We start from the raw sequence: 26,489 nt of genomic DNA, 5'->3' as shown, positions 1-26,489 counted from the left end.
ATGAACACACCCACCCGCTCCTTCCGCCGCCTGCTGGCCTTGCTGCTGTCCGCCGCAGCACTGCTCGGGGCTGGCTGTGCCAAAGACATTCCGGTGTTCACCCCGCCCGCCGAACGCACTGTCGCCAGCCATGACAAGGCCTGGCCCCGCAACCACTATCTGACCTTGGCCTACCACGCCATCCAGGACGGCGTGGCCGACCAGTCCTTCATTGCCGTGCGCACGGACCAGTTGGTGGCGCAGCTGCAATGGCTGCGCATGAACGGCTACCAGGCCGTGTCGGTGGACCAGATCCTGGCCGCCCAGAAAGGCGGTCCGGAGCTTCCGCCCAAGGCCGTGCTGCTGACGTTCGACGATGGCTACAAGGACTTCTACACCCGGGTGATCCCTCTGCTGCGCAGCTTCCACTGGCCGGCGGTGCTGGCGCCGGTGGGCAGCTGGATGCTGACCCCGGCCTCCCAGCCCGTGATCTTTGGCGATGAACCTGCCCCCCGGGAGCTGTTCCTGAACGCAAAGGAGCTGGGCCAGGTGGCCAAGTCGCCGCTGGTGGAAATCGGCGCCCACACCTTCGCCTCCCACAAGGGCAGCCAGGGCAACCCCCAGGGCAATCTGATGCCCCATATGGCCAACCACCAGTACCTGCCGGACCAGCAGCGCTACGAGACCTCGCAGGAATTCCAGCAGCGGGTGCGCGACGATGTGCGGGCCGTCACGCGCACCATCATCGAAACCACAGGCCGCAAGCCCAGGGTCTGGGTCTGGCCCTACGGCCGCGCCAGCGGCGAAGCGCTGCAGGTCATCCGCGAAGAAGGCTACGAGCTGTTTCTGACCCTGGAAGTGGGTCTGGCCGATGTGCAGAAACCCGACAACGTGCCGCGCCTGCTGATGACGGGGCGCGACAACATCGAGTCGATTGCGGCACTGATGGTGGACGAGGCTCCCTCCCCCAATCTGCGGGTCGCGCACATCGATCTGGACTACCTGTACGACGCCGATCCGGCGCAGCAGGCCAAGAACCTGGACCTGCTGGTGCAGCGCATTGCGGACATGAAGATCAACACCGTCTTCCTGCAGGCGTTTTCCGATCCCGATGGCGACGGTCTGGTCCGGGAGGTCTACTTTCCCAACACGGTGCTGCCCATGCGTGCCGACCTCTTCAACCGTGTGGCCTGGCAGCTGGCCAGCCGCGGCGGTGTGCGCGTCTATGCCTGGATGCCGGTGCTGAGCCTGGCGCTGGACGACAGCTACCCACGCGTCAGCCGATGGAACCCGGCCGATGGCCAGGTGGCGGTCGATCCCGGGCAGTACCAGCGCCTGAGCCCTTTCAATGCCCGCAACCGCGCGGCCATCGGCAGGCTGTACGAGGACCTGGCCCGCCATGCATCGTTTGCCGGGGTGCTCTACCACGATGATGCCCTGCTGTCCGATTTTGAGGATGCCGGCCCCGATGCCCTGGCGGCCTATGAGCGTGCCGGGCTGCCCCAGGACATCCGTGCCATCCGCGCGGATCCGGCGCTGATGCAGCGCTGGACACGCTTCAAATCCCAGGCCCTGGTGCAGTTCACGCAGGAGCTGACGGACAAGGTGCGCAGGATCCGCGGCCCGGAAATCAAGACCGCCCGCAACATTTTTGCGGCCCCGATCCTGGACCCCAAGGCCGAACAATGGTTCGCGCAGAACCCCGACGACTTCCTGAACGCCTATGACTGGACCGCACCGATGGCCATGCCGTACATGGAATCGGTGCCCCGGCAGGACGCCAACCGCTGGCTGGACCAGCTGGTGGACCACATGGCCCAACGCCCGGGCGCGCTGCAGAAAACCATTTTCGAGCTGCAGACGCGCGACTGGCGCCAACCCGGCGCGCACGCGTCTTCCACCGCTCAGCTGATCGACTCCCAGGTGATTGCCACCTGGATGCGCCGGCTGCAACTGCGTGGCGTGCAGCACTACGGCTATTACCCGGATGACTTCACCCAGGACCATCCCGTGCTGAAGGACATCCGTCCCCACATGTCCATTACCTGGTATCCCTACCCATGAAACACCGAATCTTTGCCTTTGTGCTCATGGTGTGTGTCATCGCCATGCCATTCGTGGTCGCCGTGGCTGTCACGGGCGACCTGGTCCTGGACTTTGTCTTCTTCTACCCGCTGCTGATGTCGGCGCTGTGGATGGCGGGGGGCCTGTATTTCTATCTGCACCTGGAGCGCGAATGGAAATGGGGTGACCGCCTGGAAGACCGCGAGGTGCCCCCCCTGCCCGGCTCACCCCAGGTGGCCATCATCATCCCCTGCTTCAACGAAGAAAAGAATGCCGAGGAGACCTTGCTGGCGGCGCTGCAGCAGCGCTACGCGAATGTGGAGGTGATCGCCGTCAACGATGGCTCCTCCGACGGCACGGCCGTCCTGCTGGAGCGCATGGCCGCCGCCCACCCCCGTCTGCGCGTGGTGCATCTGGCCGAGAACCAGGGCAAGGCCATGGCGCTGCGCATGGGCGCGCTGGCGTCCAACAGCGAGTACCTGGTCTGCATCGATGGCGACGCCATTCTCGACCCCGATGCCGTGTCCTTTCTGGTGCGGCCCATGCTGGACAACCCGCGCGTCGGCGCCGTGACCGGGAACCCCCGGGTGCGCACGCGCTCCACGCTGGTGGGCATTGTCCAGGTCGGCGAGTTCTCGTCCATCATCGGCCTGATCAAGCGCACCCAGCGGGTGTACGGCCAGGTGTTCACCGTGTCGGGTGTGATTGCGGCTTTCCGCCGCCAGGCACTGGACCGCGTGGGCTACTGGAGCCTGGACATGGTGACCGAGGACATCGACATCAGCTGGAAGCTGCAGCGCGACCACTGGTCCATCTTCTACGAACCCCGCGCGCTGGGCTGGATTCTGATGCCCGAAACCCTGCGCGGCCTGTGGAAGCAGCGCCTGCGCTGGGCCCAGGGCGGCGCCGAGATCTTCCTGAAGAACTTCGGCAGCCTGCTGCGCTGGCGCAACCGCCGCATGTGGCCGCTGCTGGCGGAGTTTCTGGTCTCCACCCTGTGGGCCTACGCCTTTGTGCTGTCGATCCTGCTGTTCCTGCTGGGTAAGGTCATGCCGCTGCCGACCCATATCCATGTGGAAACCCTGTTCCCGCCGGCGTTCACCGGCCTGGTGCTGGGTGCGACCTGCTTGCTGCAGTTCGCGGTCAGCATCTACATCGACCGGCGCTATGAGAAAGGCCTGGTCGGCACCCTGTTCTGGGTGATCTGGTACCCGCTGGTGTTCTGGATGACCAATCTGTTCACCAGCCTGGTGAGCTTTCCCAAGGTCATGCTCCGCCGCCAGCCCCAGCGCGCCCGCTGGGTCAGCCCGGACCGGGGTATCCAACAACTGGAGACACCATGATGGCCACCCCCACCACACCGGCAGCCAACCACCTGCCGCTTGAAATCGATGCCTCCACCATGGTGATCCGCAGCCAGCGCTCCGCGTTCCGGCATGCCGTGGACTGGATCGTGACCCTGCTGGCCTGGTGCGCCTTTCTGTACCTGCTGGTCCGCGGCATCATGGCCGTGGGCAGCAACCAGATGCAGGGCGTGGACATGCCGTTCTTCTCCCGCGTCATGCCGTCCGTGGACACCTTGATCATCTACGCCCTGGCCATGGTGCTGCAAGGTCTGTTCCTGCTGGTCTGGGCGCTGTACAACTGGAGCCGTTTCCACGGCAAGACCCGCCGCAGTTCCGCCAGCGCCCTGGACGATGCACGTCTGACCCGCAGCTACGGCATCGACCAGGCGGCCCTCGACAGCCTGCGTTCCCAACCGGTATCGGTGATCCACCATGCGCCTGACGGCTCGATCACGGCCATCGCCCAGGAGCGTGCAGCACCCCGCTCGCGCACGGAGCCGCCCAGCCTGCGCCAGGCATGAAACAACCGAGACAAAGCGTAGCCCTCCTTGCGTCCTACATGGATACCCGATGGATGTCCGACACGCTGGTGCAGCCCAGCAGGCAAGACTGTCTGCAATGGGGCTGCGCACTGCAGCTCACAGATGGATGAAAGGAGCTGAAATGCACACATTGCAACGCCTAGGTAGCTGTGTCGCCGTGCTGGCATTGGCAGCAGGCCTCGGTGGCTGTGCCAACAACCAGCAACTGGGGACGGGCGTAGGCGCCGTCGCCGGTGGGGTGGTGGGGGATGCCGTTTTCGGCGGCCCTGTCGGCACTATCGGTGGTGCGGCCGCAGGCGCCGTGATTGGCAACCAGATCGGCAAGAACCAGGACCGCCGCTGACCGCCTGAACGGGGGACTGCCAACCCCCGGCCACCGTGCCGGGCGTGGCTGGCAGCGCACCCGCCATGAAAAAGCCACTGCAGCGCTGCAGTGGCTTTTTTTATCCCGGCCCGCACGGCGCCGTGCGGGATCCGCCCTCCGGTCAGCGGATGGCGACCTGCTGCTCCTTGCGGCCGGCGCGCCAGGCGCCATAGATGGCGATCAGGCCCGGCACCAGGATCAGCGCCCAGATGATCTTTTCCAGGTGCTGCTTCACAAATGCCAGATTGCCGAAGAAATAGCCGGCGGCCGTGATGCCCAGCACCCAGATCAGTGCCCCCACCACGTTGAACAGCGTGAACTTGCCGCGTCCCATGTGCGCCACACCGGCCACGAACGGCGCAAACGTGCGAATGAACGGCATGAACCGCGCCAGGATGATGGTGATGCCGCCATAGCGCTCATAGAAGTTGTGCGCCTGGTCAAACGCCCGGCGGTTGAACCAGCGCGAATCCTCCCACTGGAACACCTTGGGCCCCAGAAAGCGCCCGATGCTGTAGTTGCTCTGGTCGCCCAGGATCGCCGCAGCCAGCAACACCCCGCAGGCCAGCGAATAGTCCATCATGCCGGCGCCGGCCAGCGCACCGACGATGAACAGCAGCGAGTCGCCCGGCAGAAACGGCATGACCACCACGCCGGTTTCCACAAACACGATGAGGAACAACAGTCCGTACACCCACGGACCATAGGCCACCACAAATGCCTCCAGGTGCTTGTCCACGTGGAGGATGAAGTCGATCAGAAACTGGATGATTTCCAAAATGCGCTCTCTCAGTAATCGGTAAGGCATGGGACCGTCATTCCGGCGGATTTTCCGGCACACGCCCAGAACGCGCACCCACCGGTGCGCGCTTGCTGCGCGTACTGTAGCGCTGTCGGTGGGGCCGTTGCGCATTGCGCGATATCTGCAAACCTTTCCATGCAATAGAAACTTTTGCTTTCAAGCAATTCCATTTGCCCTGTCAACGCATGCGCTTTGTTACACATCTTTATGTGCTGGCGACACGTTCTTCGCAAAACCCGGCCTGCGAGACGGCACAGTGCGCCCATGCGCCAACAACTCCGTTGGTGAGAGTTGGTGATTCCATAAGGAGGAATTGTTGTGATGAAGCGAACCCTGGCCCTGACCACCCTGACCCTGGCTGCCTTCGGCATGGCCGGATGTGCCCACCACCCATCGAACAGCCAGATCGGCACCGGTGTGGGTGCCGTCGCCGGCGGCGTGCTGGGCAATGCCCTCTTCGGCGGCCCGGTGGGCACCATCGGCGGCGCCGCTGCCGGTGCCCTGCTGGGCAATGAAGTGGGCAAGAACAGCGAAGGCGGCCGCCGCTACCGCCGCTGAGCCCCTTCCCGGTCGACCTGGTACTGATCCGCGCCGGCTGCCTGCGGCCAGCGCGTTCACTTCACCCGCCGCCCCCAGGGCTGCGGGTTTTTTTATGCCCGCTCCTATCCCGCTCCGGCCCACCCCTATCCCGGCCTGCGGTATGGCCGCTGCGGCGGGCACCTGGGCCGGCACTGCATAGAATCACCGGCAATGACTTCCTCTGACAGCACGCCCGCTCGCCGGCGCATCCAGGACCTTCCTGACGAACTCATCAGCCAGATCGCCGCCGGCGAGGTGGTGGAGCGCCCCGCCTCCGTGGTGCGCGAGCTGGTGGACAACGCCCTGGATGCCGGTGCCACGCAGATCACGCTGCGCCTGCTGGCAGGCGGTGTGCGCCTGATCTCGGTCGAAGACGACGGCATCGGCATTCCCCGCGACGAACTGCCCGTGGCCCTGCGCCGCCACGCCACCAGCAAGATCCGCGATCTGCACGACCTGGAAACCGTGGTCACCATGGGCTTTCGGGGCGAGGCACTGGCGGCCATCGCCTCGGTGTCGGAGGCCTCCATCCTCTCCCGCCCCCAGGGGCAGGACAACGCCTTCCTGCTCGACGCCCGCAGCGGCGAGCTGCGCCCTGCCGCCCGCGGCCAGGGCACGACGCTGGAAGTCAAGGAACTGTTCTTCAGCACCCCTGCCCGTCGCAAGTTCCTGAAAAGCGATGCCACCGAGCTGGCGCACTGCATCGAAGCCGTGCGCCGCCATGCCCTGGCCCGCCCGGACGTGGGTTTTGCCATCTGGCACGAAGGCAAGCTGGTGGAGCAGTGGCGCGCCGTGCCCGCCGGCACCCTGACGGACGCCGCCCTGGCCCTGCGCCTGGCCGATGTGCTGGGCCAGGAGTTTGTGGACAACACCCTGCCGGTGCAGCGCACCAGCAGCAGCGGCATCACGGTGATCGGCCGTGCCGGTCTGCCGGACGCCGCCCGCTCGCGCCCGGACCAGCAGTACTGCTATGTCAACGGCCGCTTTGTGCGCGACAAGGTGCTGACGCATGCCGCCAAGAGCGCCTACGAAGACGTGCTGCACGGCCACAAGCAACCGCTGTATGCGCTGTACATCGACATCGATCCGGCCAGGGTGGATGTGAACGTGCACCCCACCAAGATCGAGGTGCGCTTTCGCGACAGCCGCGAAGTGCACCAGGCCGTGCGCCACGCCATTGAGGACGCCCTGGCCGCCCCGCGCGCCGCGCTGCTGGCCGCCCAGGCCGAGGCGCAGTCACCGAATCCGGAAGGCGGCACGCCTGCGGGCAGCGCGGCGGCACCAGCCGCCTGGCAGCCCCAGACCCCAACACCCACCCGCACGCCCCAGGTGCAGTACACCATGCCGCTGACCGAGCGCGCCGGCCATGTGGTCAACGACATGACAGCGCTCTGGGCCCCGATGCGCGAAGCCAACCCGGCCGGCACGGCAGTCCCCGCAGCCGCTGCGACCGACGCAGCTGCCGATGCGCTTGCCGCTGCCTCCGCACCGGCCTTCGCGGCCATGGCGCCCCTGGCCGCAGAACCTGCCCTGGCCGGTCCGCAGCTGGCCCCGGCCAGCACCGTGCCGGCACCGTCGCCCACGGCCATCCCGGGTACTCCCGGCACGCCGGCGGCAGAAAGCACATCCTCCGCCACCCAGGCCACCGCCGATGCGGCAGCCTGGCCGCTGGGTCGCGCCGTGGCCCAGGTGCATGGCGTCTACATCCTGGCCGAAAACGCCCAGGGCATGGTGATTGTGGACATGCATGCGGCGCACGAGCGCATCGTCTACGAGCGCCTCAAAGCCCAGCTGGGCAACGACCAGCCCATCGCCAGCCAGCCGCTGCTGATTCCCGCCACCTTTGCTGCCACACCGCAGGAAGTGGCCACGGCCGAAGCCCATGCCGACACGTTGCGCGAGCTGGGGCTGGAAGTGGCTCCGTTTTCGCCCAAGACCCTGGCCGTGCGGGCCGTGCCGTCCACGCTGGCCCAGGGCGATGCGGTGGAGCTGGCGCGCAGCGTGCTGGCCGAGCTGGAGCAGCAGGATGCCAGCGGCGTGGTGCAGCGCGCACGCAACGAGATTCTGGCCACCATGGCCTGCCACGGTGCCGTGCGGGCCAACCGCCGCCTCACCCTGGATGAGATGAACGCCCTGCTGCGCCAGATGGAGACCACCGAGCGCTCCGACCAGTGCAACCACGGCCGCCCGACCTGGCGCCAGCTGAGCATGAAGGAGCTGGACGCGCTGTTCCTGCGCGGCCGCTGATCCCGGGCGGCCCGTGCTGCAGCCTGCCTGCAGCGCGCGCCGCCATTTGTCTCTACACTTTCGCCCCAGTTTCCGCCGAACCGTCTGTTTTCATGGCCACCACCCCCCGCAGCCCTGCTCCCGCCGCCCCCTTCTTTGCCCGCGTGCGCCAGGCGCTGCCCGATTTCTCGCCCACCGAGCGCAAGCTCGCCCAGATGGTGCTGGACCAGCCGCTGAACCCGGCCGGTTACAGCGCCAGCGAACTGGCCCAGCTGACCGGTGTGTCCAACGCCACCGTCACCCGCTTTGTGCGCCGTCTGGGCTTTGAGAGCTATGACGAAGCGCGCCGCCAGGCCCGGCTGGACAGCACGCCCAGTGGCGTGCCGCTGTCGGTGCATGTGGCCGAGCATGCGCCCACCCCCATGCAGCTGTGGCAGCAGGTGCAGGAGAACGTGGCGGCCACCGTGGCCCAGATTCCCGCTCCGGTGATGGATGCCATGGCCTCCGCGCTGAACCAGGCCCCCCAGGTGTTCTGCATGGGCCTGCAGCAGAACCACAGCCTGGCCACGCACCTGCGCTGGCAGCTGCGCCATGGCCTGGGCAAGCGGGCCTTTCTGGTGCCCGACCTGGGCGAAACCGTGCAGGACGTGTTGCCGCGCCTGGACACCCACGATCTGGTGGTTCTGTTTGCGCTGCACAGCACCGACCCGCTGCTGGGCGAAGTGGCCCAGGCCGCGCGCACGGCCGGCGCCAAGGTGCTGTGCATCACCGATCTGGCCAGCACCGCCCCGGCATCCGACTGGCTGCTGCGCTGCCACACCAGCGCCTACAGCCGCAACCAGGGTGGGGCCGAACGCCATGTGCCCCCGGTCTTCGACACCACCGCCGCATCGGCCCTGATCTACAGCCTGACCGCCCACGCCGTGCAGTGGAGCAACCAGCCGTTCGAGCTGATCTGAGCGGCCGGCCAGCGCTGCAGCGCAGGGACTGAACCGCCTGGCCCGGACGGCACGCGGCACGGATTGGCCGCAGTGCCTGCCGACCCTGGGCGGTATCGGTGCGCAGCCAGTCACAGACACCGGCGCACCTGACATGAAGCGGCCCCGCCAGCCGCCATGCACGCCCGCAGCGCGGGCCACCAGAATCGCGCAGTCGGCAGAACAGCGTGAGCAACCACCCGGTCTGGGCCGCCGCAAGACCGTCTGACTAGACCCACAGCCCTCCGGGACAGCCCCCCCCTGCGGCACCGGCATCGCCTACTGCCGCCGCACCCTTGCCGCTTGCTGCCGCTTTTTGCCAGTCTGCGCGACCGGCCTGTACCGGTGCGGCACGCCATTCCCCTTCAGGCGCACACCATCGCCATTCGCGATGTCTTGCATCGCCCCTGCACATGGATTGGAGGCGCTGCCGCCACGCCAGCCCGGCAGCACGCCATGCAGCCCACCGGCCGCTGGCCGTTGCTGGGCGCCATCTCGGCGCGTGCACGGTCCGCTTCGCGGCTCGCGCCTCAAATGCTCCAAATTTGTGCGCAAATCCACAAATTCGCACCAAAAACAATCATTCATGCACCAGTCTTGTAGAGGTTATGTCTTTTTTGGTGCATGCCGCCATACATTTTTGGCATAATTTTCTTCTTCGCATTTCCGCGATCGACCTTTTGTCTGCTGAAAGTTCCTGATGAAGTACGCCTCTCTCGACCAGTTCCTGCAAGAAGTTGCTGCCCGCAACCCTGGCCAGCCCGAATTCCTGCAAGCCGTCACCGAAGTGATGGAATCCCTGTGGCCCTTCATCGAAAAGAACCCCAAGTACGCTGACAACGCCCTGCTGGAACGCCTGGTCGAACCCGAGCGCATCATCCAGTTCCGCGTCAGCTGGACCGACGACAAGGGACAGGTCCAAGTCAACCGCGGCTTCCGCATCCAGCACAGCATGGCCATCGGCCCCTACAAGGGCGGTCTGCGCTTCCACCCCTCGGTCAACCAGTCGGTGCTGAAGTTCCTGGCCTTCGAGCAGACCTTCAAGAACGCACTGACCACGCTGCCCATGGGCGGCGGCAAGGGCGGTTCGGACTTCGACCCCAAGGGCAAGAGCCCGGCCGAAGTCATGCGTTTCTGCCAGGCTTTCGTGCAGGAACTGTTCCGCCATGTGGGCCCGGACACCGACGTGCCTGCGGGTGACATCGGCGTGGGTGGCCGCGAAGTGGGCTACATGGCCGGCATGTACAAGAAGCTGTCGAACAGCGCTGCCTGCGTGTTCACCGGCAAGGGCCTGACCTTCGGCGGTTCGCTGATCCGCCCTGAAGCCACCGGCTATGGCACCGTGTACTTCGCTGACGAAATGCTCAAGACCCGCGGCAAGTCGTTCGAAGGCATGACCGTCTCCGTGTCCGGCTCCGGCAACGTGGCCCAGTACGCCGTGGAAAAGGCCATGGCCCTGGGTGCCAAGGTCGTGACCGTGTCCGACTCGTCCGGCACCGTGTACGACAAGAACGGCTTCACCACCGAGAAGCTGGCCATCCTGATGGATATCAAGAACAACAAGTACGGCCGCGTCAGCGACTACGCCGCACAGGTGCAGGGCGTGGAATTCCTGGCCGGTCAGCGCCCCTGGTCCATCAAGGTGGACGTGGCCCTGCCTTGCGCCACCCAGAACGAGCTGGACCTGGCCGATGCCAAGACCCTGATCGCCAACGGCGTGATCTGCGTGGCCGAAGGCGCCAACATGCCTTCCACCATCGAAGCCGCCAAGGCCTTCGAAGCCGCTGGCGTGCTGTACGCCCCGGGCAAGGCATCCAACGCCGGTGGTGTGGCCACCTCGGGCCTGGAAATGTCGCAGAACGCAGCCCGCCTGAGCTGGCCTGCCGAAGAAGTGGACGCCCGTCTGCTGCAGATCATGCAAGGCATCCACGCAGCCTGCGTGAAGTACGGCCAGCGTGCCGACGGCACCACCAGCTACATCGACGGCGCCAACATCGCCGGCTTTGTGAAGGTGGCCGAAGCCATGCAAGCCCAGGGCGTGATCTAAGCCCGGCGCTGCGCTGCCGCAGCGCGCAGTGCACGCACTCCAACAGGGACCTTCGGGTCCCTGTTTTGCGTGGTGCGGCACACCAGAATCCCAACCCGACTATTCCCTGGCCGCTCCGCCCTGCTGGTTCAGGACGCTGCCAGCAGTTGCGGCACTGCCGCCGCCAGCATGGCCACCCCAGACAGGGTCAGCAAGCCCAGCACCAGTTGCCGAAAGCGCGCCTCGCTGATGCCGATATAAAGCCGGGTGCCCAGCCAGGTCGGCAGCAGCATGGCCGGCGCCACCACGGCACACAGCGGCAGCATCTCGCGGGTGACCATGCCCGTGCCCAGGTACACCGCCATGGTCACCAGCAGCATGGACAGGTTGAAGTTCTGGATCACCCCCCGCTGCAGCTCCTTGGGGTAGCGCCGCAGGGTGCACCACAGCGTGGGCACCACGCCGGTGAAGCCGCCCACGCCGCCCAGCACCCCACCGGCCATGCCAGCCAGCCCGTCGCCCCAGCGCCCGCCCACCACCAGTGCCGGCCAGCGCGGCGCCAGCAGCATCACCGGGCACCACAGCACCAGCAGGCCGCCCAGCAGCGCCTTGAACCAGCGCATGTCCAGCTGCGGCAGCAACCACACCCCCAGCGGAATGCCTGCCAGCCCCCCCAGCACAAACGGCAGCAGCAGCGCCCAGCTCCAGCCCCGGCGCACCGTGAACGCCGCCAGCAACTGGCCCAGCAGCGCCCCCCACACCACCAGCACCGCCGCCAGCTGCGGCGGCAGCACCCAGGCCCAGAGCGACATGGCCACCATGCCGAAAGCAAAGCCCGACAGCCCCTGCACAAACCCCGCCACCCCGGCACCCAGCGCCACCACCATCCACAGCGATTCCATGTCCTGCCCCTCCCTCGTGTCTGCACCGCCCGCAAAGGCGCGGGCCATGGCGGGGATTCTGGCCACTTGCCATAAGCAGAAAATCGCGTATTTTTATTGCCTCATATCTTTTTACTTATGGAATAACGCTTGCCATGCAGCCCCCTGCAGCCCCCGCCACACCGTTGCCCCAGCTGGCACTGGCCCGCCGCCTGGCCCAGCGGCTGAAGATGAAGCACCTGCTGCTGCTGGTGGCCATTGCCGAGCAGCGCTCGCTGACACGCGTGGCCGAGCAGCTGGCCACCAGCCAGCCCGCCGTCACCCAGGCCCTGGCGGAACTGGAAGCCCTGTTCGGCGCACCGCTGTTCACCCGCTCGTCCCGGGGCATGGCCCCCACGGACCTGGGTGCGCTGGTGCTGGCCCGTGCCCGCACCCTGCTGGCGGATCTGGACCACTGGGCACTGGACATGGCCGCCGTGGCCCAGGAGCGTGCGGCCCACCTGCAGGTGGGAGTGATCCCCTTCCTGCCCGGGCGCATGCTGGCCCAGGCCATCGACCGCACGCGCCTGCAGGGACGGCGCATCACCGTCACGCTGCACGAATCCACCAGCGACCAGCTGCTGGAGCGGCTGCGTGCGCACGAGCTGGACTGCGTGGTCGGCCGCACCTCGGCCATCCTGAACATGGACGGTCTGCAGCACACCGTGCTCTATGCCCAGGCACCGCAGCTGGTGGCCCACCGCAAGCTGGCGGCACGCCTGGCCCGGCGGCCGCTGGACTGGGCCGGACTGGCCGAACTGGACTGGGTGCTGGGCCCGCGCAACACGCCCATGCGCGAGCAGATCACCGACTTCTTTCTGCGCGCCGGTGTGGAGCCCCCGCCGCCCTATGTGGAAAGCCTGTCCGCCAAGGTGATTGGCGAGCTGGTGGCGGCCAATGAACGCGCCGTCTCCATCGTGCCGGCCGACATCGCCCAGGAGCTGGTGCGCATTGCCGGCGTGGCCATCGTGCCCCACCAGTTCAGCTGGCAGTTGCCGCCGATCACGCTGTTCCAGCGCAAGGCAGGCGCCCGCTACGCCGAGCAGCAACTGCTGGTCCAGGCCTTGCAGCAGGTCTGTGCCGATCTGCCGGGCCAGGCCGACCGCACCGCCCCAAACCCATAGCCTCTGCTGCGCTTTGGCCCCCAGAGCCTGCACCCGGGCCCTGCTTGGCCTAGCATGTCGCCCCTTGCCGCATGGCCGGCCCGCGGAGCCGCCATCGCCCCGCTAGCCCATGCGCGCCCGCTGCCCCGTCGCTGCCCAGCAGCGGCCCGGGCATGTGTTTTCAGCCTTTCTTTTCCCATTCCCGTGAACCTACGCACCCCTTCCGTGCTGGCCGTTGCCGCCAGCCTGGCAGCCCTGGCTTTGACCGCCCAGGCCGAAACCGCCGGCCTGCAGATCTATGGCCGCATCAACACCTCGGTGGAACGCAGCACCCAGGACCATGTCAGCACCACCGGCATGCTGAACAACGAATCCTTTTTCGGCCTGCGCGGGCAGGAGGATCTGGGAGGCGGCCTGCGGGCAGGCTTCCAGCTGGAAAGCGGCTTTGAATCCGACACCGGAGCGAACACCGACACCACGTTCTTCAACCGCAAGAGCGAAGTCCATCTGTCCGGCCACTTCGGCATGCTGCGCATGGGCCGCATCATCAGCGAGGCCTACTACGCCACCGCCGATGTGGTGAATGCGCACAACTTCGACACCGGCACCTCGGCGGATGCGCTGTACGCCTTTGTGTCGCAGGGCAGCAACCATGTGTCCTACCGCACGCCCACCTGGAACGACCTGACGGTGGAGATCGGCACCAGCCTGCACGAACAGGCCGCCGAGCCCGCCAGGAACGCCTGGGACCTGGCCGCCACCTACGCGCTGGGCGACTGGTCCTTCGGCCTGGGCTATGGCGACTGGGGACCGGCCCGCCAGGCCACGCTGCGTGCCACCTATGTCCTCAGCGAAAGCTGGACCTTCTCGGCCTACCACCAGTACAGCCGTGGCTGGGACCACGCCGGCTATGCGGTGGACGCGACCCAGAGCGGTCGCCACACCACGCGCATCGCCGCCATCCACACCCGCGGCGCCAGCGAATACCACGTCAACGTGGGCTACGCCGGCAAGGCCGGCAACGCGGCCGACACCCAGGCCCTGCAATGGACGCTGGCGTACAACTACAACCTGAGCCCGCGCACCAAGCTGTACGCCCTGTTCACCCGGCTGGACAACCGTGCCCAAGCCAGCTACGGCACGGGCACCGCCGGCGGGGATCTGCGCTCCTTCGGCGTGGGGCTGCGCCAGTATTTCTGAGCCGCCCTCCGGCCCTGCGGCATTCAGGCCGGGAGGGCGGATGCCAGGGGATAGTCGGTCAGCCCCTTGGCCGCACCGCCGAAGAAGGTGCTGCCGTCCGGCGGATTCAGCGCCAGCCCATGCTGCAGGCGGTATGGCAGGTCCGGGTTGGCGATGAAGGGCCGGCCAAAGCCGATCAGATCGGCCCAGCCGGCCTGCAAGGCGGCTTCGGCCGTGGCGGCGGTGTATTTTCCCGCGTAGATCAGCGTGCCGCGGTAGACCAGACGCAGCGCTTCCTTGAACGCCACCGGCATCTCGGGCGCATCTTCCCAGTCGACCTCGGCAATGTGGATATAGGCCACGCCCAGGTCGTCGAGCAGCTTGGCCGCCGCCAGGTAGGTGGCCTGGGGCGTGTCGTCCACCGCGCCATTGAGCGTGGTCAGCGGCGCCAGGCGCACGCCGATGCGGTCCTTGCCTACCACCGCCACCACCGCTTCCACCACTTCCTTCAGAAAGCGCAGGCGGTTGCCCAGGCTGCCACCGTAGGCGTCGGTGCGGTCGTTGGCCTGGGAGTCGATGAACTGGTTGATCAGATAGCCGTTGGCGCCATGCAGCTCGACGCCGTCAAACCCGGCATCCAGTGCGTTCCGGGCTGCGTGGGCGAACTGCTGCACGATGGCCGGGATCTCTTCCAGCGTCAGCGCGCGCGGCATGCTGTGCTGCACCATGCCACCCACGCCGGCCTCCGGCCCCTGCTGGCCGGGATCCACAAACACTTTCACGCCTTCGGCCAGCAGGGCCGAAGACGACAGGGGAGGCACACCACCGGGCTGCAGGTCCACATGCGAGATGCGGCCCACATGCCACAGCTGGGCAAAGATGCGGCCACCGGCCTGGTGCACGGCATCGGTCACCTGCTTCCAGCCGGCCACCTGCGCGGGGCTGTAGATGCCCGGGGTCCAGGCATAGCCCTGGCCCTGGGGGCTGATCTGCGTGCCTTCGCTGACGATCAGCCCGGCCGATGCCCGCTGGGCGTAGTACTGCGCCATCAGCGCGGTGGGTACGTCGCCGGCGGCAGCGCGGGAACGGGTCATGGGCGGCATGACCAGGCGGTTGGGCAGCGTCAGTGCGCCCAGGCGGTAGGGGGTGAACAACATCGGCGAAGGCCTTTCAGATGGCATGGCGTCCATGGTCGCGCAGACAGAAAAATGTTGCAGTGCACAGGATATGGCATCGGCGGTACGGCCGCATGGCCTGCTGCGGCACCTGACGGTCCCGTCTGCGCTGCCCGACCTAGGGCCGGCCCCCTGGCCACCCGGTCCCACTCCCCGGTACAAGGGACAGGTTGTTCCCCTGTCACCCCAGCCTAGGAGAGTTCCATGCATTTTTCTTCCCGCGCGGCCGTGGCCAGCGTGCTGTGCACCAGTGCCTTGTTCCTGCTGGGCGGCTGCGCCGCCCCCCAGGCCAGCCCACCCCCCTCACAGGCCTCACAGACCGCACAGCCCGCGCCTGCCAGCGGCCTGTCGCGCACCCTGGTGGGCAAGGCCGATGTGTCCACACCCGGGCGTGAAGCCGTGGTGGCCCGGGTCGAAGTGGCCCCCGGCGCACGGGCCGGGCGGCACACCCACCCGGGTGACGAGATCAGCTACGTCAGCGAAGGCCAGGTCGATCTGCTGGTGGACGGCCAGCCGCCCCGCACCCTCAAGGCCGGTGAATCGTTTGTGGTGCCCGCCGGCGTGGTGCACGACGCACACAACGCCAGCAATGCGGCCGTCAAGCTGATCGGCGTTTACGTGGTGGAAAAGGGCAAGCCGCTGGCCACGCCTGCGCCCTGAGCGCACCGCACCTGAACGCACACAGCCGCCCTGGGGCGGCTGTGTGGTGTCTGGAGTGTCTGGAACGCCTCTGCGGAATGCCGTCCCGGCTGCAAAGGCTGCAACGGCAGCAACCGCCGCCAACGCGTTACCGGCTTAGCTCCCGGCGCGCCGCACTGCCGCATCGCACCAGCGCTGCGCCACGGCGGGCGAGGTGGCGCAAACCGCCTCGTGGGTGATGGTGGTCACGGCACGCTCCAGCAACTGGATGTCGGCCTCGTGCTGGCGCGCCACATGTGGGTCTTCAAAGAAGATGGCGCGCTGGCAGCGGCGCTCCAGCACCAGGTCGGCAATCTGCGCGTCGCCGCCCAGCGGGCCGCTGTTGAAACGGTCCACCCAGGGACGGTCGGCCGGCCAGCCCTTGCTCCAGGCCAGTTCATTGAGCTTTTGCCCCGTGGTGCCGGTGCCCACCCGGCGCTGGAAGCGCGAGAGCAGCTCGAAGTTGCGGGCCGCAAAGTCCAGCATGGCGGGCTTCATGGCATCGTGGGCAATCAGGGCCACGGTCTGGTGCCCGAAATCGTGAAAGCGGTCGGCGCTGCGGTCGGGCGCCAGACCGGCATGGATGCGTTCCATCTCCACCCAGTCGCGCGCGCTGGCCACGGTCGACAGAAACGGCTTGCCGTGGATCACGCACTGGCGCTTGAGGGCCAGCGCCTCGGGAAAGATGGACGAGGGATCGACCGGGTCGGTCAGATAGATGGCACCGTCCAGCGTGCGCCCTTCCCCGGGCATGCCCACCACCTCGGCCACCAGCTTCATCAGCCCGCCGTCGCGCCCATAGGGATAGCGCACCAGGCCTTTGTAGCCCTTGAGCATTTCGGCCGCCGCAATGGCGTCGCAGGTGCGGCCCACCACATGCAGGCCCAGCTGCAGCTCGCGGATGCCCGGCTCACAGGCGCGCAGCAGGGCGAACAGGGCGCCATCTTCGGTTTGGTGGTGCAGTCGGTTGGCGGCAAGACCCAAGAGCATGTCGGAGCATTCCCATAAAACTGGTTGGATTACCGAGCATAGACCCAAAATACGACAGATCCCTGGCAGTTTTGCCGCATCTTTCACCCCCTTTTCCTGGGCCGTCACCTCTTTATGCGCCTGCAACGTCTGTTCCTCGCCCTGGCCACGGCCGCCCTGCTGGCGGGCGGGGGCTGCGCCGCCATCGACGCCAAGCAGCGCGAAATGATCTTCCAGCCCAGTGACCGCCTCTGGCCGCGCAGCGACCAGCAGGGCATGCAGGAGGTCTGGATCACCCACCCTCACCGGGTGGAGGCGGACCAGGAAGGTGCTTCCCATGAAGCGCGGCTGCATGCCCTGTGGCTGGATGGGCAGCGCGCCGATGCCCCGGTGCTGCTGTACCTGCACGGCGCGCGCTGGAACGTCAGCGGCTCCACGGCCCGCATGCGCCGCATGCAGTCGCTGGGCTTTGCCGTGCTGGCCGTGGACTACCAGGGATTTGGCCAGAGCAGCAAGGGCCTGCCGTCCGAAGCCTCGGCCCGTGCCGATGCACAGGCCGCCTGGGACTGGCTGGCCGACCAGTACCCCGACCGGCCGCGCTTCATCTTCGGCCATTCGCTGGGCGGCGCAATTGCAGTGGACCTGGCCACGCGCGTGCCCGATGTGCGCGGACTGATCGTGGAAGGTACGTTCACCCGCATTGCCGACGTGGCGCGGACCTTCAAATGGGGCTGGCTGCCGTTCCAGCCGTTCATCACCCAGCCTTTCGATTCGGTGGACAAGGTGCCGCAGCTCAAGGCACCGCTGCTGGTGGTGCACGGCAGCGCGGACCAGCTGATTCCCTCCAGCCTGGGGCAGCGCCTTTACGAAGCCGCCCCCACACCCAAGCGCTGGGTGCTGGTGGACGGCGCCACCCACCACAACGCGGGGGCCCTGGGCCTGGCCCAGTACCGCGTGGCACTGCAGCAGCTGTGGCCGGCCGAGCTGGGCCAGGGGCGCAGCACCACTGCCGACAAAGGCCGGGACAGGAACTGAGCCCGGCCCCGGTGGCAGCCTGCAGATGCCCGCCGGGAAAGCACGACCGGCCGGTCGCGCGGCAACCAGACCAGCGGGCAGAACGGCTTGGGCCGGCTCCGCTACATTGCAAGCCTCTTGGACACCTTGGCATCGGGAGTGTGGCAAGGTGAAATCGGGGCTGGTATCTGTGTCCGCAGCGGTTTGCCCGCTGGGCCAGACTGCTGCGGACACAGATGACCGGCCCCTGCTCCACGAGCAGCGGCCCCGGCCCGCCGCGCAGCCTTGCGCAATCTGATAGGCTCGCGGCCCTGTATGCCTGCCGCGCCCGCTTCTCCCTCATCGGCCTCCGCCCCTGCGGACTCTGTCCCTGCCCACCACCTCGACACCCCGCTGCGCGGCATGTCGCCGCTGTTGGTGATCGGCCTGCTGGCGCTGCTGCTGGGGCTGCAGCCCATCACCACCGACCTCTACCTGCCCACGCTGCCGCTGCTGACGGCGCAGCTGCAGGCCCCGGTGGCGCAGACCCAGCTCACACTCACCGCCCTGCTACTGGCCTTTGGCGGTTCGCAGCTGGTGTGGGGCCCGGTGTCCGACCGCTGGGGCCGCCGTCCGGTGCTGCTGGCCGGTCTGGCCCTGTATGTGGTGGCCGCCCTGGGCTGCGCACTGGCGCCCAGCATGGACTGGCTGGTGGCCTGGCGCACCTTGCAGGGCGTGGCCACCGGCGCGGGCGTGATGGCGGCGCGCGCCATCGTGCGTGATCTGTACACCCCCACGGCCGGTGCCCAGGCCATGTCCAAGGCGCTGACCGGTCTGGGCGTGATCGCCTGTGCCAGCCCCATCGCCGGCAGCCAGCTGGCCCAGCACTTCGGCTGGCGTGCCACCATGGCCGCGCTGGCGGTGTTTGGCGCAGCCACACTGGTGCTGGTGGCTCTGTGCTTTCGCGAAAGCCTGGCCACCCCGCGCCCGGATGCCACCCAGCCGCGCCAGCTGGCCCGCACCTGGGCGGCCATCGTGCGCCACCCCACTTTTCTGGCCTACACGGCCACCACCAGCGGCTCGTACGCCGGGCTGTTCACCTTCCTGGCGGCCTCATCCTTCACCTTCATCGGTGTGCTGGGCTGGACCGCCGCCGATGTGGGCCTGCTGCTGGGCGTGAACGGTGCCTGCTATATCGCCGGCACCATCCTCTGCCGCCGCCTGCTGCAGCGCCTGGGCGTGCGCCGCACCGTGGCCCTGGCCGGGCTGCTGGCCGTGCTGGGCAACGGCAGCCTGCTGGCCGCCGCCCTGCTGGAGGTGACCAATGCCTGGGCCTATGCCCTGCCGTTCAGCCTGTACATGGTGGCCCACGGCATCCAGCAGCCCTGCGGGCAAAGCGGCGCCGTCAGCGCCTTTCCGCAGGCGGCCGGCACCGCCGCGGCACTCAACGGCTGCGCCATGACCCTGACGGCCTTTGCCATGGGCGCCTGGCTGGGCCAGCACCTGGACGGTACGGTGTACCCTCTGGTCTTCGGCACGGCCTTCTGGGCAGCCTGGACGGCCCTGGCCTCCTGGGTGCTGGTGCGCCGCTGGGGCGTGGCCCCGGCCGCCTGAGCCTTTGTCTGCCCTTTCTCCTGCCCTTTTTCCTGCCCCGCTTTTGATCTGTTTTCTGTGACCGTGACCGCTTCCGCCTCTTCCCTGCCCTGCATTGCCATTGCCGGGCCCACCGCTTCCGGCAAAACCGCTGCCGCGCTGGCGCTGTCCGCCGTGCTGCAGCAGCGTGGCCTGGCCGCTGAAATCGTCAGCGTCGATTCCGCGCTGGTCTACCGGGGCATGGACATTGGCACGGCCAAGCCCACACCGGCCGAGCTGGCCGCCGTGCCCCACCACCTGATCGATATCCTGGAGCCCACACAAAGCTACTCCGCCGCCGAATTCGTGCGCGACACCGAACGCCTGGTGGCCGAGATCCGCGCCCGTGGCGCCGTGCCGCTGCTGGTGGGCGGCACCATGCTGTACTTCAAGGCGCTGTTTGAAGGACTGGACGAAATGCCGGCCGCCGACCCGCAAGTGCGCGCCGCGCTGGATGCCCAGGCCGCCGAGATCGGCTGGCCCGCCATGCACACCCTGCTGGCGCAGGTGGACCCGGTCACTGCCGAGCGCCTGGCGCCCGGCGACAGCCAGCGCATCCAGCGTGCCCTGGAGGTGTGGAAGATCTCCGGCAAGCCGCTGTCCAGCTTCCACACCGCGAAAGATGCATCGGCGCCGCGCTTCGATGCCACGCTGTTTTCGCTGGAGCCGACCGACCGGGCCTGGCTGCACCAGCGCATTGCCCAGCGCTTCGAGCAGATGCTGGAGCACGGCCTGGTGGACGAGGTGCGCACGCTGCGCGCCCGTCCCGATCTGCACCTGGACCTGCCCAGCATGCGCTGCGTGGGCTACCGCCAGGTGTGGGAAGAACTGGACTGGCAGGAGCGCCGCGACAAGCCCGCGCTGAACATGCACCTGGTGCGCGAAAAAGGCATTGCCGCCACGCGCCAGCTGGCCAAGCGCCAGATCACCTGGCTGCGCAGCATGCCCCAGCGCCACGCCATTGACTGCCAGGCCCCCGACGCCATCGTGCAGCTGGTGCAAGCTGCCTGGGGTGTGGTGCAGGCCAGCCTGCCCAAGTAAGCCGCTGCTCCCGTCTCCCGCCGTTGACCGTATTCACCATGTCCTTGCCATCTGCCAGCACACCGCCCGCCAACGTTCAGGTCGTGGATCTGGCCAAACGCTATGGCACAGGGGCCGATGCGGCCACGGTGTTCGAGCAGGTGAACCTGGAGGTGGCGGCGGGCGAGTTTGTCGCCATCGTCGGCGATTCGGGCGTGGGCAAGTCCACGCTGCTCAACTGCCTGGCCGGGCTGGACCGCTGGGACCAGGGCCAGGTGCTGCACCAGGGACAGGACATCGGCCGCCTGGATGAAGCCGGTCTGGCCGTCTGGCGCCGCGCCCATGTGGGTTTTGTGTTCCAGGCCTTTCACGTGCTGCCGCATCTGAGCGTGGCGCAGAACGTGGCCCTGCCGCTGATGCTGCTGGCGCGTGGCACCCCGGCCGAACAGGACGCCCGCGTGCAGGCCATGCTGGAAGCCGTGGGCCTGGGCGAGATGGGGCAGCGCCTGCCCCAGCAACTCAGCGGCGGCCAGCTGCAGCGCGTGGCCATTGCCCGCGCCCTGGTGCACCGCCCGGCCTTGCTGCTGGCCGACGAGCCCACCGGCAACCTGGACCCGGACACGGCCGCCCGCACCATGGACCTGCTCGTGGCCCAGACCCGCGAAGCCGGCGCCAGCCTGGTGCTGGTCACCCACTCCCCGGACGCGGCAGCCCGCGCTGACCGGGTGCTGCGGCTGACGGCCCGGGGCATTGCGGCGGCCTGAACAGCGCCGGACCGCGGGGCCGTGCTAGCGGCGCAGCTTCAACGCGGCGTCCACTTCAAGGTGACAAAGCCGGCACGGCCACGCTGGTTGTAGCCGTAGGCGGTTTCATAGACCTTGTCGGTCAGGTTGGCCACACGGGCCTGCACCGCCCAGTCCTTGGCAAACTGGTATTCGGCGTGCAGGTCCACGGTGGTATAGCTCTTCAAGTCAACCGTACCAACGCCATAGACAGCATCCGTGCGCTTGCCTACGTACAGCGCATTGGCACCCAATTTCCACGCCCCGAGCGTCTTGTTCACAGACAAAGTGGCCTGTGCTTCAGGTAGGCGCCGTGTGATGCGTTCGCCTTCGTTATCGCGCGCATCCAGGTGTTCGTAGGTTGCCGCAAAACGCCAAGTATCGACAGACTTTTGATAGCCCAGCGACCACCCCTTCATGCGGGCCCGGTCCACATTCTCCACCGTGCTGCCCCAAACGATCAAGTTACGCACTTTGTTGTCAAAGTGTGCCAACTTGAATTCGTGACCTGCAAGGTCCCAATTCAGGCCCACTTCCGTGTTCTGCCCTTCCTCTGGCTGAAGGTTGGGATTCCCTCCCCCACCCCACACAGGGTCTGCAGGGTAGTACAGCTGGTTGAATGTAGGTGCATTGATGCTCTTTCCACGCGATGCGTAAGCTCGCAAAGTGGGTAGCACCTGATAGCCATAACCAATACCCCAGGTGTTGTAACTACCAAACTGAGAGTTGTCATCGCGGCGCAGATTGGCTTGCCAGGAATGCGCACTGTGGCTGCCATTCAGGCCTGCATAGGCAGCATTGGTGCTACGTTCGGAGCGGTCGAACTTCGTGGTCGACACAATGCTTTGTTCCAACCTCTCCAGCCCGGCAACAACCAAACCAATCGGTGTTTTGATTTCGTTGCCCCACTTGTACTCATCCTGGGCGGTATTGAAGGTTGAACTGACCAACATGCCCGTAGCGATGCTGCGGTCACGGTTCCACTGCTTGTCCATGGAGCGGGACACGCTCAGCTGGGTTTTCCAGGCCTCGCTCAAAGTGCCCGAGAGCTTGAGTGAACGGGTTCCCGCGTTCGAATCCAGCCACGAATGCGTGGTGCTGCCATTGTCCGATTCGGCATAGCCATCCGCCTGCATCAAATTGGCATCGAGACGCCAGGCGTCATTGAAGGCATATCCGAGTGAAGCTGTCAGCGAAGTCTGGTCAAACTTGTCTGCGTCCCGGTGGTAGTACGCGCTCTTTTCGTTGGTGGAAGAAAAGCCGGGGTCCACCACACGCGCTACATGCAGGCTGTAGTTCCAGCCCTGCTGTGCACCTGCAAAGCCGCCACTGGCATCCTTGTAGCCACCACTGCCCCAGGTCAGCTGCGCATGGGGCACAAAAGCTTGCGTCAACCCTTTTCCCTGTTTGGTAAAAATCTGGATCACCCCGCCAATGGCATCACTGCCATACAGGGCCGATGCCGGGCCGTGCACCACCTCGATGCGCTCAATTTGCTCCAGAGGCAGGCTTGCCAGCGAAGGATCCCCGGCGGTAGCAGACCCAAAACGCACCCCGTCCACCAGCAAAATTACCTGTTTGCTGCCGCGAATCGACACACTTTGCAGGTTGCCACGACCACCGCTGCTGGACATCTGTACGCCGGCAAAGCGCTGCAGCACTTCGGCCAGCGAGCGGCCTGCCGAATTGCTGATCTGCTCTTCGGTGATCACGCGCACATCGGCCAGGGTTTCGTCCAGCGGCGTTTCAGAGCGGGTGGCGGTCACCACCGTGGTGGACAGGGGCACGCTCTGCGCAGCGGCATGCTGGGCCAGGCAGGCCGCGGCCAGGGCCACGGCCGCCAGAGGAAAACGCACGGAAGCGCGCTGGCCTTCCGCTGGGAATGGTTGGAAATTTCGCATGGATGCACACATGGTTGGCACCGGCGTCCCCGCCCGTGCTTCACACAACCAGCAACCCGGGTCTGCATGCACAGCGGCACGCCAGCGGATGCTGGACCTGTTTTGGCCGGTATCCAGACTGGCGCACGGCTTGCCAAGCCTTCCCAGAGCGCATGGCTCCAGTGGCAAGAGATGGCAAGCGGGTCCTGCGGGACCTGTGCGCTCACTGTTGCGGGGGCAGTACATGCTGTGCCAGCGCGGGCGCCGGCGTCCATGTTTCCCGTTTAACCGCAGCGCCAGAACAGCGCTGCAAGCACCAAAACCCCGCATTGTAGGCAGCAGGCTGACACGGGGCTTGTAGGATGGCGAATGCCCTGCCCATGGAACCGTGGGCCGCGCTGGCGTGCCCACCCGCCCTGGCGGCGGTGCACACCGCTGTTTTGCCCTGGAACCTCCGTGCCCGCCTCACCCTCTCTCACCGCTTCTCCGCTGCCGCGCCTGCTGGCCAGTTTTTCGCTGCAGGAGTACCGGCGCCAGCCCTGGCGCAGCCTGACCGCCCTGCTGGCCATTGCGCTGGGCGTGGCCCTGGGTTTTGCGGTGCATGTGATCAACCAGTCGGCGCTGGATGAGTTTTCCCGCGCGGTGCGCAGCGTCAACGGCCAGCCGGATCTGGAATTCCGTGGCATGCGCTCCAGCCTGCCCCAGAGCATTTACCCGCTGATCGCGCTGCGGCCCGAGGTGCAGCATGCCGCGCCGTGGATCGAAGGCACGGTGCAGATCGACAACCCGCCCGCCACAACCGCTGCGTCCGGCCAGGCCCCGCACGCGCCACCGGAACCGCTGTCGCTGCGCCTGTTGGGCGGCGACGCGCTGCAGTCGGCCCCGCTGGCCCCTGCGCTGCAGCCCCGGCTGTTTGCCGGCCAGGACCGGTTGCGGCTGTTCGCACCCGACGCGGTGTTTTTGAACCCGGCGGCACTGCAGGCCCTGGGCCTGGACGAAGCCAGCGCCCCCGGCGCCCTGCTGCCGGTGCGCGTGCACACCCATGCCGTGACGCTGCGCGTGGCCGGCACGGTGGCAGCCGGCGGTGCCCCGCTGGCAGTAATGGACATTGGCGCCGCCCAGGACCTGCTGGGCCAGGACGGCCAGATCCAGCGTGTGGATGTGCTGCTGCGCAGCGGCACCGACCGCAGTGCCTTCACCGCTGCGCTGCGTGCCCTGCCCGGCTGGCCGGCCCAGGTGCTGGTGCAGCAGCCGGGCGGTGAGCAGCAGCGTGCGGCCGAGATGTCACGCGCCTACCGCGTCAACCTGACCGTGCTGGCTCTGGTGGCGCTGTTCACCGGGGCGTTTCTGGTGTTTTCCGTGCTGGCGCTGAGCGTGGCGCGGCGCGCACCGCAACTGGCGCTGCTGGCCGTGCTGGGGCTCACGCCCGCGCAGCGCATGCGCCTGGTGCTGTGGGAAGCCGCCCTGCTGGGCATGGTCGGCAGCGCGGCCGGCATTGCGCTGGGCACCGGACTGGCCTGGCTGGCCCTGCGCATGCTGGGAGGGGACCTGGGCGGCGGCTACTTTGCCGGCGGCCAGCCCCCACTGCTGTGGAGCGCACCGGCCGCCGCCACCTTCTTTGCCCTGGGCCTGGCCGCCACCGTGGCCGGCGCCTGGTGGCCGGCACGCACCGCGCGGGCGCTGCCGCCCGCCGCCACGCTCAAGGGGCTGGGCGCCGTGGGCCAGACGCCTGCGCGCGCCTGGACCGGCCTGGCCCTGGTGGCCGCCAGTGCGCTGCTGGCCAGCGTGCCGCCTATTGGGGGCATTCCCCTGGCCGCCTATGTGGCCGTAGGGCTGATGCTGCTGGGCGGCATGGCACTGCTGCCCTGGCTGCTGGATCGCGTGCTGGGCGGCCTGCAGCAGCTGTGGCCGGGCGCGCTGCGGCAGCCGCTGTCCATGCTGGCGCTGGAACGTGCCCGCCGCATGCGGGCCAGCGCCAGCGTGGCCGTGGGCGGCGTGGTGGCCAGCCTGAGCCTGGCCGTGGCGCTGACGGTGATGGTCACCAGCTTTCGCGGCAGCATGCTGGACTGGCTGGACGCCGTGCTGCCCTCACCGCTGTACCTGCGTGCGGCCGGCGGCTCGTCCAAATCCGATGCGGCACTGCTGCCGCCCGCGCTGCTGCAAGCCGTGCGCGACCTGCCCGGGGTGGAACGCGCCCAGCCGATGCGGGCCACCAGCCTGTGGCTGGACCCGCAGCGCCCGGCCATCAGCCTGCTGCTGCGCCCGCTGCACGGCCCGCAGGCCCAGCAGCTGCCGTGGGTGGGGGCCGCGCCTGCACAGCCCGTTCCGGACAGCATGGTTGCCGTCTACGTGAGCGAGGCCGTGGCCACGCTGTATGGCGTGCAGGCCGGCCAGCCCTGGCCGCTGCTGGACCGTGCGTTCAGCACCGGGCTGGCCGACGGCAGTGCTGCCGGGGCAGACGACCCGGCCACCGTCCCCACGGCCGGCGCAGCGGAAACGCGCTTTTTCATTGCCGGCATCTGGCGCGACTACATCCGCCAGTTCGGCGCGGTGGCCATGGACTGGGGCGACTACCAGCGGCTGACGGGCGATGCCCGCATGTCCGAGCTGTCGCTGTGGCCTGCTGCGGGCGAGGGTCAGGCCACACTGCAGCCGCGCATCGAAGCCGCGCTGGCCCGACTGTCCGGCGGACAGGCACCGCCGCTGGAACTCACCAGCAGCGCCGCGCTGCGCCAGCGCTCGCTGGAGATTTTTGACCGCAGCTTCGCCGTTACCTACTGGCTGCAGGCGGTGGCAATCGGCATCGGGCTGTTCGGCATTGCTGCGAGCTTCAGCGCCCAGGTGCTGGCACGGCGCAAGGAGTTTGGGCTGCTGACCCACCTGGGGCTGACGCGCCGGCAGATCCTCACGGTGGTCGCCGGCGAGGGCGCGGCCTGGACGGCCATGGGCGCACTGGCCGGCACCTTGCTGGGCCTGGGCGTGGCCGCCATCCTGGTGCACGTGGTCAACCCACAAAGCTTTCATTGGACCATGGAGCTGCGCCTGCCCGCCGGGCGCCTGCTGGCCCTGGCCTGTGCCGTGGTGCTGGCCGGCACGCTGACGGCCTGGTGGGCCGGCCGCCAGGCCACCGGAGAGGACGCGGTGCTGGCGGTGAAGGAAGACTGGTAATGGCGGCATGGCGCCTGCGGCGGCGGCACACTGCCACCGCGTGCCACCGCGTGCCACCCGCCATTCCCGCCATTCCCGCCCTTCC

Annotated in this window: 21 protein-coding genes and 1 riboswitch; of the genes, 16 read left to right on the top strand and 5 right to left on the bottom strand. The window is 67.6% G+C overall.

Annotated elements, in window-relative coordinates:
• The 4 genes from pgaB to KW830_RS16220 all read left to right on the top strand — a co-directional run bounded on the left by pgaB (nt 1) and on the right by KW830_RS16220 (nt 4,274).
• Complete coding sequence (pgaB, locus tag KW830_RS16235) at nt 1–2,043, top strand: poly-beta-1,6-N-acetyl-D-glucosamine N-deacetylase PgaB (RefSeq protein WP_218333731.1); 2,043 nt, start codon at nt 1–3, stop codon at nt 2,041–2,043.
• The gene (gene pgaC, locus KW830_RS16230; protein ID WP_218333730.1) at nt 2,040–3,386 is read left to right on the top strand and encodes a poly-beta-1,6-N-acetyl-D-glucosamine synthase; all 1,347 of its coding nucleotides are present in this window, start codon (nt 2,040–2,042) and stop codon (nt 3,384–3,386) included. The genes pgaB and pgaC overlap by 4 nt, the downstream gene beginning before the upstream one ends.
• Complete coding sequence (pgaD, locus tag KW830_RS16225) at nt 3,383–3,910, top strand: poly-beta-1,6-N-acetyl-D-glucosamine biosynthesis protein PgaD (protein WP_218333729.1); 528 nt, start codon at nt 3,383–3,385, stop codon at nt 3,908–3,910. Before pgaC ends, pgaD begins: the two co-directional genes overlap by 4 nt.
• Nucleotides 3,911–4,052: 142 nt before the next feature.
• Nucleotides 4,053–4,274 carry a glycine zipper 2TM domain-containing protein gene (locus KW830_RS16220; protein ID WP_066536412.1) on the top strand — a complete coding sequence of 74 codons (222 nt, stop codon included), beginning with the start codon at nt 4,053–4,055 and terminating at the stop codon, nt 4,272–4,274.
• Between the two features lie 142 nt (nt 4,275–4,416).
• Here KW830_RS16220 and KW830_RS16215 read toward each other — a convergent pair whose 3' ends face one another.
• Complete coding sequence (locus KW830_RS16215) at nt 4,417–5,073, bottom strand: DedA family protein (protein ID WP_218333811.1); 657 nt, start codon at nt 5,071–5,073, stop codon at nt 4,417–4,419.
• Nucleotides 5,074–5,418: 345 nt separating this feature from the next.
• Between KW830_RS16215 and KW830_RS16210 the strand changes: the two genes are divergently transcribed.
• The 4 genes from KW830_RS16210 to gdhA all read left to right on the top strand — a co-directional run bounded on the left by KW830_RS16210 (nt 5,419) and on the right by gdhA (nt 10,926).
• Entirely contained in the window at nt 5,419–5,655 is a 237-nt protein-coding gene (locus tag KW830_RS16210; protein ID WP_066536417.1) for a glycine zipper 2TM domain-containing protein, read from the top strand.
• Between the two features lie 192 nt (nt 5,656–5,847).
• The gene (mutL, locus tag KW830_RS16205) at nt 5,848–7,923 is read left to right on the top strand and encodes a DNA mismatch repair endonuclease MutL (protein WP_218333728.1); all 2,076 of its coding nucleotides are present in this window, start codon (nt 5,848–5,850) and stop codon (nt 7,921–7,923) included.
• A gap of 92 nt (nt 7,924–8,015) precedes the next feature.
• A complete protein-coding gene (locus tag KW830_RS16200; RefSeq protein ID WP_066536420.1) occupies nt 8,016–8,861 on the top strand; it encodes a MurR/RpiR family transcriptional regulator in 846 nt (281 codons plus the stop codon).
• Nucleotides 8,862–9,579: 718 nt separating this feature from the next.
• Entirely contained in the window at nt 9,580–10,926 is a 1,347-nt protein-coding gene (gene gdhA / locus KW830_RS16195) for an NADP-specific glutamate dehydrogenase (protein ID WP_218333727.1), read from the top strand.
• A gap of 128 nt (nt 10,927–11,054) precedes the next feature.
• Here gdhA and KW830_RS16190 read toward each other — a convergent pair whose 3' ends face one another.
• Nucleotides 11,055–11,807: a sulfite exporter TauE/SafE family protein gene (locus tag KW830_RS16190; protein WP_218333726.1), complete on the bottom strand. Its 753-nt coding sequence runs from the start codon at nt 11,805–11,807 to the stop codon at nt 11,055–11,057.
• A gap of 134 nt (nt 11,808–11,941) precedes the next feature.
• On the opposite strand from KW830_RS16190, the gene KW830_RS16185 reads away from it, so the two are divergent.
• Nucleotides 11,942–12,949 (top strand): LysR substrate-binding domain-containing protein, encoded by a 1,008-nt coding sequence (locus KW830_RS16185; RefSeq protein WP_218333725.1) that lies wholly within the window; start codon nt 11,942–11,944, stop codon nt 12,947–12,949.
• A gap of 183 nt (nt 12,950–13,132) precedes the next feature.
• Complete coding sequence (locus KW830_RS16180) at nt 13,133–14,128, top strand: porin (protein WP_370626144.1); 996 nt, start codon at nt 13,133–13,135, stop codon at nt 14,126–14,128.
• Nucleotides 14,129–14,151: 23 nt separating this feature from the next.
• Here KW830_RS16180 and KW830_RS16175 read toward each other — a convergent pair whose 3' ends face one another.
• Complete coding sequence (locus KW830_RS16175; protein WP_280025223.1) at nt 14,152–15,264, bottom strand: alkene reductase; 1,113 nt, start codon at nt 15,262–15,264, stop codon at nt 14,152–14,154.
• 222 nt (nt 15,265–15,486) lie between these two features.
• On the opposite strand from KW830_RS16175, the gene KW830_RS16170 reads away from it, so the two are divergent.
• Nucleotides 15,487–15,942, top strand: coding sequence for a cupin domain-containing protein (locus KW830_RS16170; protein WP_218333722.1), 456 nt, complete (start codon nt 15,487–15,489; stop codon nt 15,940–15,942).
• A 135-nt stretch (nt 15,943–16,077) separates the two neighbouring features.
• Here KW830_RS16170 and KW830_RS16165 read toward each other — a convergent pair whose 3' ends face one another.
• Entirely contained in the window at nt 16,078–16,950 is an 873-nt protein-coding gene (locus KW830_RS16165) for a methylglyoxal synthase (protein ID WP_066536436.1), read from the bottom strand.
• 114 nt (nt 16,951–17,064) lie between these two features.
• Here KW830_RS16165 and KW830_RS16160 point away from each other — a divergent pair, with 114 nt between their 5' ends.
• The 4 genes from KW830_RS16160 to KW830_RS16145 all read left to right on the top strand — a co-directional run bounded on the left by KW830_RS16160 (nt 17,065) and on the right by KW830_RS16145 (nt 21,338).
• Entirely contained in the window at nt 17,065–17,964 is a 900-nt protein-coding gene (locus tag KW830_RS16160) for an alpha/beta hydrolase (RefSeq protein ID WP_218333721.1), read from the top strand.
• A gap of 381 nt (nt 17,965–18,345) precedes the next feature.
• Nucleotides 18,346–19,536, top strand: coding sequence for a multidrug effflux MFS transporter (locus KW830_RS16155; protein WP_218333720.1), 1,191 nt, complete (start codon nt 18,346–18,348; stop codon nt 19,534–19,536).
• A 63-nt stretch (nt 19,537–19,599) separates the two neighbouring features.
• Complete coding sequence (gene miaA / locus KW830_RS16150; protein ID WP_218333719.1) at nt 19,600–20,595, top strand: tRNA (adenosine(37)-N6)-dimethylallyltransferase MiaA; 996 nt, start codon at nt 19,600–19,602, stop codon at nt 20,593–20,595.
• A gap of 38 nt (nt 20,596–20,633) precedes the next feature.
• Nucleotides 20,634–21,338 carry an ABC transporter ATP-binding protein gene (locus tag KW830_RS16145; protein WP_218333718.1) on the top strand — a complete coding sequence of 235 codons (705 nt, stop codon included), beginning with the start codon at nt 20,634–20,636 and terminating at the stop codon, nt 21,336–21,338.
• A gap of 38 nt (nt 21,339–21,376) precedes the next feature.
• Here the strand turns inward: KW830_RS16145 and KW830_RS16140 are convergent, their stop codons facing one another.
• A complete protein-coding gene (locus KW830_RS16140) occupies nt 21,377–23,269 on the bottom strand; it encodes a TonB-dependent receptor domain-containing protein (protein WP_255578467.1) in 1,893 nt (630 codons plus the stop codon).
• A gap of 74 nt (nt 23,270–23,343) precedes the next feature.
• Nucleotides 23,344–23,572: riboswitch (cobalamin riboswitch) on the bottom strand.
• Between the two features lie 153 nt (nt 23,573–23,725).
• Between KW830_RS16140 and KW830_RS16135 the strand changes: the two genes are divergently transcribed.
• Entirely contained in the window at nt 23,726–26,404 is a 2,679-nt protein-coding gene (locus KW830_RS16135; RefSeq protein ID WP_255578688.1) for an ABC transporter permease, read from the top strand.
• The last annotated feature ends 85 nt before the right edge of the window (nt 26,405–26,489 follow it).

Source organism: Comamonas sp. CMM03, from assembly GCF_019218715.1.
GTDB classification, from domain to species: Bacteria; Pseudomonadota; Gammaproteobacteria; order Burkholderiales; family Burkholderiaceae_C; genus Comamonas; species Comamonas terrigena.
The sequence above is the reverse complement of the archived record's forward strand: the minus strand, read 5'-3'. Positions and strand labels throughout refer to the sequence as shown.